This is a genomic window from Micromonospora sp. ALFpr18c (assembly GCF_008868155.1).
In the GTDB taxonomy this organism is placed as follows: domain Bacteria; phylum Actinomycetota; class Actinomycetes; order Mycobacteriales; family Micromonosporaceae; genus Micromonospora.
The window spans coordinates 1-6,995 of sequence record NZ_WBKR01000263.1 but is presented as its reverse complement, the minus strand read 5'-3'; the positions used below and the strand labels follow the sequence as shown (position 1 = coordinate 6,995).

Annotated in this window: 8 protein-coding genes and 1 pseudogene; all 9 read right to left on the bottom strand. The window is 73.2% G+C overall.

The genetic code is table 11. The features are described from left to right. Nucleotides 1-343, bottom strand: a pseudogene (locus F8271_RS28865) (hypothetical protein); the annotation flags it as partial. An 87-nt stretch (nucleotides 344-430) separates the two neighbouring features. Next, the gene (locus F8271_RS28860; RefSeq protein ID WP_151492992.1) at nucleotides 431-877 is read right to left on the bottom strand and encodes a hypothetical protein; all 447 of its coding nucleotides are present in this window, start codon (nucleotides 875-877) and stop codon (nucleotides 431-433) included. A 139-nt stretch (nucleotides 878-1,016) separates the two neighbouring features. Beyond that, nucleotides 1,017-1,664, bottom strand: a complete 648-nt coding sequence (locus F8271_RS28855; RefSeq protein ID WP_151492991.1) for a GGDEF domain-containing protein — start codon at nucleotides 1,662-1,664, stop codon at nucleotides 1,017-1,019. Nucleotides 1,665-1,759: 95 nt separating this feature from the next. After that, nucleotides 1,760-2,920 carry a MarR family transcriptional regulator gene (locus F8271_RS28850; RefSeq protein ID WP_225854836.1) on the bottom strand — a complete coding sequence of 387 codons (1,161 nt, stop codon included), beginning with the start codon at nucleotides 2,918-2,920 and terminating at the stop codon, nucleotides 1,760-1,762. A 12-nt stretch (nucleotides 2,921-2,932) separates the two neighbouring features. After that, nucleotides 2,933-3,283: an Lsr2 family protein gene (locus F8271_RS28845; protein ID WP_151492990.1), complete on the bottom strand. Its 351-nt coding sequence runs from the start codon at nucleotides 3,281-3,283 to the stop codon at nucleotides 2,933-2,935. Between the two features lie 30 nt (nucleotides 3,284-3,313). Next, nucleotides 3,314-4,450, bottom strand: a complete 1,137-nt coding sequence (locus F8271_RS28840; RefSeq protein ID WP_151492989.1) for an FAD-dependent monooxygenase — start codon at nucleotides 4,448-4,450, stop codon at nucleotides 3,314-3,316. A gap of 229 nt (nucleotides 4,451-4,679) precedes the next feature. Next, a complete protein-coding gene (locus tag F8271_RS28835) occupies nucleotides 4,680-4,940 on the bottom strand; it encodes a hypothetical protein (protein ID WP_151492988.1) in 261 nt (86 codons plus the stop codon). A 52-nt stretch (nucleotides 4,941-4,992) separates the two neighbouring features. After that, entirely contained in the window at nucleotides 4,993-5,838 is an 846-nt protein-coding gene (locus F8271_RS28830) for a hypothetical protein (RefSeq protein ID WP_151492987.1), read from the bottom strand. A 435-nt stretch (nucleotides 5,839-6,273) separates the two neighbouring features. After that, a partial coding sequence (locus F8271_RS28825; protein ID WP_370461988.1) for a hypothetical protein occupies nucleotides 6,274-6,995 on the bottom strand: 722 nt, incomplete at its 5' end.

The following is a 6,995-nucleotide window of genomic DNA, read 5'->3' as shown; positions in this document are numbered from 1 at the left end:
TGGTGGGTGCGCTGCGGGCTTGTTGTTCGGCGCGGAGAGCGGTGCGCAGCGCCCAGCAGGGGCCGTCCTGCCCACGGCACTGCAGGTTCGTGCAGGCGCCGTCGGGTCCGAGTTGGTGGGCGGCGGCGACGTCGACCGCGAGGGCCCACAGGAGCCGGTCAGTGACGTCGTCCGGGACGGCGGTGCGGTCGCTGGGGCGCCGGCTGCGGCCCTTGGGATGTGCGGGGTGTGCCATGGCGGGTGGCCCTTCGGTCGGCGGATCGCGGGCATGCGCGGTCGCCGCCCGACTCGCGTCGGAGCCCTCGGGAATGCTGGTGTCCGGACGACGGACGACGACCAGCATTGATCGACGCTCATCTCTCAATGAAGGTCAAGTCGTGTCGGGCGGGCAGGACCTTGCCCGCCCGACACGGCGGCGAGGGTTCGCAGCTCAGGTAGCTTGTTCGGGGTCGAGGCGTACGCGGGTGGGGTCGACGGTGGTGAGCAGGTGGTGGGAGACGCCGCGCCAGTAGCGGCCGTTGTTGCCGCCGAGCGGGACGAGGGAGACGCGGCCGGTGCCGGTGTCGCGCAGCACCACGTACAGCTCGTCGGGAGGCTGCTTCCAGCCCGCGCCGGCGGCGGTGACGAGGGTGCCCGGATGCAGCGGCGCCTCGTGGGCCATGGTCCACTCGCTGCCGGTGGTGGTGTCCGCTTTGGGGGCGGGCCGCAGGTAGGTGGGGTTGACCTTCACGGCTCGGCCGCCGTCGACGGGTTCGACGACGACGTTGACCGGCAGTAGCCGGGTGACGCGGTAGGTGACGCCCCGGGTGCTGGCGCTGGCCACCGCCGGGTCGATGATCACCCGATCGCCGACGGCGTAGGTGTGAGGGCTGCTCATGGCGGATGCGCTCCTTAATGGGTTCTCGGCGACCGTCGCCGAGGACGGGGGAAGCAGGGCTGGCGGATGAAAGCGGGGCACGGTGAGGACCTCGCGCCCGTTGACGGGCGCGAGGTCCTCTTGGTGTGTCCGTGAGCGGTCAGCGGCGGCGCAGGTCCCGCAGGCGGGTACCCGGCGGCGGTCCGGTGTGGCCGGTGGTGGCGATGGCGCCGTGGACCCCGGCTCCGGTTTGTTTGGCCTGGTACATGGCGGTGTCGGCCTGGTTAAGCAGGGTGCGCGGGCCGACGCCGAGGGCGGCGCTGGTGTGCCCGACGCTGGCGCGCACGGCCAGCGCGTGCTCGCCGAGGTCGACGGGGTGGCGGCCGACCGCCCGCCAGGCGGCGCGGGCGGCGGCGGCGACGTCGTCGGGGCCGCCGTCGACCAGCAGGGCGAACTCGTCGCCTGACAACCGCGCGGCGAGCCGCACCGGCCCCCGCAGGGCGGCCAGCCGCCGGCCGACCTCGGTGAGGACGTCGTTGCCGGCCTCGTGGCCGAGGGTGTCGTTGACGGCTTTGAAGCCGTCGAGGTCGAGCAGGACGAGCCCGAACGGGGCACCTGCGCGTGTGGCGCGGGTGAGGGCGGCGAGCAGTGCCCGCCGGTTGGGCAAACCGGTGGTGTCGTCGTGGTCGGCGGCGTAGCGGGCGCGGCTCAGCGCCTGCTGCTGGCGCCACAGCAGCGCTGCGGCGAGGGCGAGACCGGCGAGGACTCCACCGGCGGCGGTGACGATCGAGGTCAGGATGGGAGACACTTCGGGAGCTCCTTGTCTGTGAAGGAGCACCGGGGGCGGGCGTGGTTCCGGGAAGTTCGACGCCCGCCTCCGGGCTACCGGCAGGGTGGGGTCGTTCAGGCGGTGGTGTCGGCGAGAGCGAACGTCGCGGGCTTCTCGGCGGCCAGCACTGCCCGCCCGATCCCGACGAGCTTCACGGCGGCGTTGTGGACCGCACCCGCGCTGGCCTTCTTCGCGCCGGTTCCCTCGTTGGCCCGGTCGACCAGCTTGCACAGCTCGCTGACCTTGTACTGCTGGCCGGGGTTGGCCTCAAGGATGTCGAGGATCGCGCCACGCAGGGTGCCCGACGTCCGCCGGGTAGAGGGCTGTGCCGCCTCGCCCGCCGCCTCCGTGACCGGCGGTGCGGCGGGTACTTCCGTGGCGGGGTCGCCCGTGGTGCTGTCGGTGGCCGTGCCGACAGGGGGACAGTCCGGTGTGGCCGGTCCGGCGTCCGCTTCGTTCGCTGCGGGCGTCGTTCCGGTGGCCGGGTCGGTGTCGTCGGTCGCGACCGGCACCTCGGGTTCGGCAGTCGAGCGGTCGTCATCGTCGCCGTCGTGGGTTTCGGTGTCCTCGGCTTCAGCGGCCTCGTCGGGTGCCGCCTCGACACCACCAGGAGCCGGCGATGTCGACTCCTGTATGGCGTCCGGCTCCCCTTCGGCGGGAACCTCGGCGGCTGGCCGCTGGTCGTGGTCCTGCCCGGCGGCCTCTTCGCTGTCCTGCGTGTCGTCGCCGCGCGGCCCGTGTTCGGCGGCGGTGCCGGGTGTGTCGGTGGCGCGGGCGGCGGGCTCCGGTGCGGGCTGGCCGTGCTCGCCCTGTTCGGCGTGCGCGCGGCCGGTGTCGGTCAGCCGCCACAGGCTGCGTCCGGTGTCGCTTCGGGTGGGCTCGGCCAGTCCCCCGGTTTCCAGGGCGCGCAGTTTCGGGGTGGTGGTGGAGTAGCCGAGGCCGGCTTCGGTGGCGATGGCGGCAGCGGTGGCCTCGCCGAGCCGGTGCAGCGCGGCGAGGACCTTCGCGACGCTGGGCGCCGGCTGCGCCGTTGCGGCCGTATCGGTGGTCGTGTTGGTTGGGGTGCTGGTCATGGGCGCATGGCCCCCTTTCTCCTGCCGTCGGCAGGGGTCGGTGAGTGAGGCGCGTGCACTGATGCACGCTTCGGTTCGGGTATTGATCAAGTCGTCTGCCCGGAGTGCGGGACTGCGGCGACGCGCACGAGTGCCGCCCGGCGATCGCTCGCCGGGCGACATCGGGGATCGGGGTCAGTGCGCGGCGCGGTAGGCGTCGCGCACCGCGGCGGGGATGACGCCCCCGGTTCGTGGTTGGGGCAGGTTCAGCTCCTGCCAGTTCGTGGTCCACCACCAGGTGCGGATCTCCTGGCTCTGGGTGCGGCCGGTCGTGGTGCCGTGCTGCCGCCGTGGTGCCCGGGGCTGTTTCGGCAGGCGCCGTCCGGCGGTGATGAACGGGCCGAAGGCCGCGGCCATCCGGTCGAAGTTGTCGGCGGACAGGTCGATCTCGTAGGTGACGCCGTTGAAGGCGAACTGGTAGGTGGCGACGTCGTCGGTGGAGCCGTCGAGGTCGTCGACGAGGATCGCGGTGGTCTTGGTGGCCACGAGGGGCCACCTCCTTTCTCTCGGGGTCGGTTACTGGGCGGGTTGGTGGGTGCCGAGGCCGAGTTGGTGGCCGATGGCGGGTCCGCGGTGCACGGCGGCGACGGCGGCGGGCAGGTGCCGGCGTTGCCAGCCGTGCAGGGCGGCGGTGAGGTCGGCGGCGTACTTGCGGTGCTGGGTGAGAGCGGCGGTGAGGCCGGCGGCTTGTTCGATGCCGTTGTTGGCGCCGCGGGCGGTGTGGGGGCGGACGGGGGCGAGGGCGTCGCCGAGCAGGACGGCGTAACCGGCGCCGACGGGCCAGACCATGCGCTCCGGTGGGGTGATGTCGAGGACTGGCACCGCCATGCGGGTGGTGGTGGCGTGGACGACGGCGGCGTGGTCTGCCGGGAGGAGGTGGTCGGCGTGGGTGTCGACGTGGGTGCGGGCGGCGGAGCTGACGTGTCGGGGTAGGGCGAAGACCCGGCGGGTGGGGTCGGCGCCGAACCGCTGCGCGTACTCGCCGCTGGTGCAGTTGAGGTAGAAGGTCCAGTCGCAGCCGCCGGGTACCGGGGCGAGGTTGAACTGCGCACCGGGGCAGGGCTGCAGCCGCAGGAAATCCCGCAGCCCGGGCTGGGGGGTGATGTCGGCGATGCCGCGGTGGGCGACGTAACCGGCGTACCGCAGGGTCCGATCAGGGTCGAGGAGGCGGCGGCCGGTGGAGGACCGGCCGTCGGCGAACACGACCAGGTCGGCGGGTGCGGTGTGGCCGTCGCGGAACCGCAGCACCGGCTGGCCGGCCTGCTCGGCCAGGGCGGTGACCTTCATGCCGGAGTGCAGGACACCGGTGGGCAGCCGGCGGGTAAGCGCCTGGTGCAGCAGCGTCCAGGTGGTGTTGCGGCCCGGGTAGGTACGCTGGATCGTCTCGGCGGGGTGGCGGTCGCGGATGGTCATCTGGACGATGGCCTCGGAGTCGTGGGCGACGAACTCGTGCTGGCCGATGTCGAGGCGGTCGAGCACGTCGAGGGCGGGGTGTTCCAGACCGATGAGGCCGCCGCCCAGGGGCGCGGACGCCGGTGCCGCCTCAAAGACGGTGACGTCGTCGAATCCGGCGTGCAGCAACAGCAACGCGGTGACCGGGCCGGTGATACTGCCGCCGACGACGGCGACGCGGGGCCTGCTGGTGGATGTCATGGGGGGTTCCCTTCTGCGGGGTGGGAACCCGGGCACGGCCGTGCCCGGGTGTGCGCGAGTGCGCGGGTGGCCGGGCATCGGCCAGGTCGTGCCAGTGCGAAAGCGCGTCAGCGGCGGTGGGCCGTGGACGCGCTGATCAGCCCGCCGTGGTGCGGCGGGCGGTTGGAGGTTCGGAAGACGCTGAGCCGGGGCTGGGTCCGCTGGTGGGTGAGGGTGCGGCCTTGGCGGGTTACCGGCCGGGCGTGGTGAACGGCGGCGGCACGGGAAGGATCCGCCGCGCCCGCTGCAGCACCTCGTCGGCGACCGGGACCAGCGGCGTCACGTCGGGTGAGGTGGTCGGGGTAGTGCGCTGCCAGCCGTGACCGGGGCTGCTGGCGATGATCGTCCAGGTGAACAGAGGGGTGAGGACCTCGGCGACCGCCGTGCTCTGCTTGGCGTAGCTGTCGCGGTAGACCCGGACCCGCAGGACGTACCCGTCGGTGTGGTGCACCCGGGTCAGCTCGTAGCTGCCAGGGCCGCCTAGTGGAACACCTGGTCGACGATCACCGCGACCGGTCCTTCGGGTCGGCGGCGCGGGAGGTCGCCTCGGAGGCGACGAGGGTCCAGGGCCACTGGTAGGCGCCGATGGCGTAGCAGCGGTTGGCGTCCGGGGTGACCCGGTCGTCCTCGACCCAGCGACTGTCCAGGCCGTCGTCGTTCTCCCACTCGACGGCGACCTCGTCGCCGTCGAACCGCAGCCGGGGGTGCTCCCCGGGCATGTCGCCGGGGTAGAGGGCGTCGAGGTGGGCGGCCATTCGCTGCACCGAGAACCGGGGGAAGCGGCACAGCAGCCCGGTGCGGGTGAGGGTGGTGTAGCCGGGGGCGACCATGGCGCGGTAGGTGCCGCCGCCGACCACGTCGCAGGTCACGGCTGCCGGGGTCCAGGTGGACAGCGGTGGGGTGATGTCGCCGCGGTGGCGGGAGATGCGGTAGCGGTCGTTGGTGTCGTCGCGGGCCGGGTCCGGGTGCAGTCCGAACCAGTGCAGCCCGTGGTGGCGGGCGTAGCGGAGCAGGTCGAGCAGGTCCCGCCGGCCGTCACGGTGGTCGGTGTGCAGGGGCAGGAATCCGTGTCCGTCGTCGGCGGGGATCGGGTTGCCGGTGGCGCCGGTGGCGGTGTGGGTCCAGGTTTCGGCGAGGGCCCGGTGGTGGGCGCCGTTGGCGTCGTACCAGCGGGGGACGCCGTTGGAGGAAAACCAGTCACCGTCGGCGTCGTGGGACCAGATGAGCGCGGCCTGGTCCGGGACAACGGCCCGGTACTGCTGCCGGGTCCTCAGATACGCACGGGTGGCGGCGGCATGTTCGGCGAGGGGCAGGACCTCGTCGACGCGGAACCACAGTCGGTCGGACATGGCGAAGGAACCTTCTGATGGGGGAAGAGGGAAAGGTCGGCCGTTCGCTGGCCGGGCTTGCGGGGTGCCCCAGCCCGGGGCGCCGGGCCCGTGCGCGGGCGGCAGCGTGCTCACACCCGCCGCGGCGACGTACGGCGTCGGACCCGGAAATCCGGATCGAGCGCGAGTGCCAGGTGGAGCTGAGGTTCGGGTGGCGGTGTCGGCGAGTACCCCGACAGGCGGTGACCTGCCATGGCGGTCTCGCCGCGCTGGTCGGGTTAGGGGTGTGCGTCGCAGGCCGGCGGGGCTCATGTGTGCGGCTGGTAGAGCTCGCTGTCTGCTGCCAGGGCCGGCGCGGCGCGGTTGGGAAGGGGGTGGAGCCGGCCGGGCCGCCGCCGATCCCCAGGGAAGAGGGAGATGGGTGGCGGTGCCCGACCGGTTCCGGATCCGGTGGTGCTACAGGGCGACGGCGAGCAGCCGCTGGTCGGTCGCGACGGTGTCGAGGTACCGCATCGCCTGCTCGAGGTAGGTCACCCGGTGGGTGAGGGCGTCGCTCGCGGGTGCGAGCTTGTGCCCGTCCGGCGTGAGCAGGGCGTCGCCGCACACGGCGGTGGTGGCGCTGTAGTGCTGGTAGGCCATCGGGCCTGCCTGGAACATCTCCAGCTCCCCCACGGCGAGGTGGGCGGCGCCGTAGCTGGCCGCGTTGTGCATCCGCATCGCGTTGACGCGGGCCTGGTTGTGGAAGTCCGCCTCGGCCCGCTCGCGCGGGTAGCGGGCGGGGTCCGCCAGGTGGCGGGCCAGCAGGGTCGGCCATGGGGTGGCCGGCCGGGTGCCGTGCACGACCTGCTGCCACAGTTGGTGGCGGATGCCGGCGCCGACGCCGGCGGCGTGGCGCATGGCGGCCAGGTCGAGCAGCTTGATCGGTCCGCCGGCGCAGTACACCGGACGTCCCTTCCGCGGTGCGACCAGGTCGCGCCGCTGCCACAGCCACATGTCCGGGATGGCCCAGAACCGGGGCTGCAGGGTGCCGGACACGCCGAAGTGCCGGTCGAGCTGGGTGGCGGTCAGGGCCTGCGACGGCAGGCCGTCGGGCAGGCAGACGATCATGGTGTTGATCGTCGCGGTCGGCGTGACCACCGGGCTGGTGGGCGCCGTGGTGCTGGCGGTGGTGGCCGCGG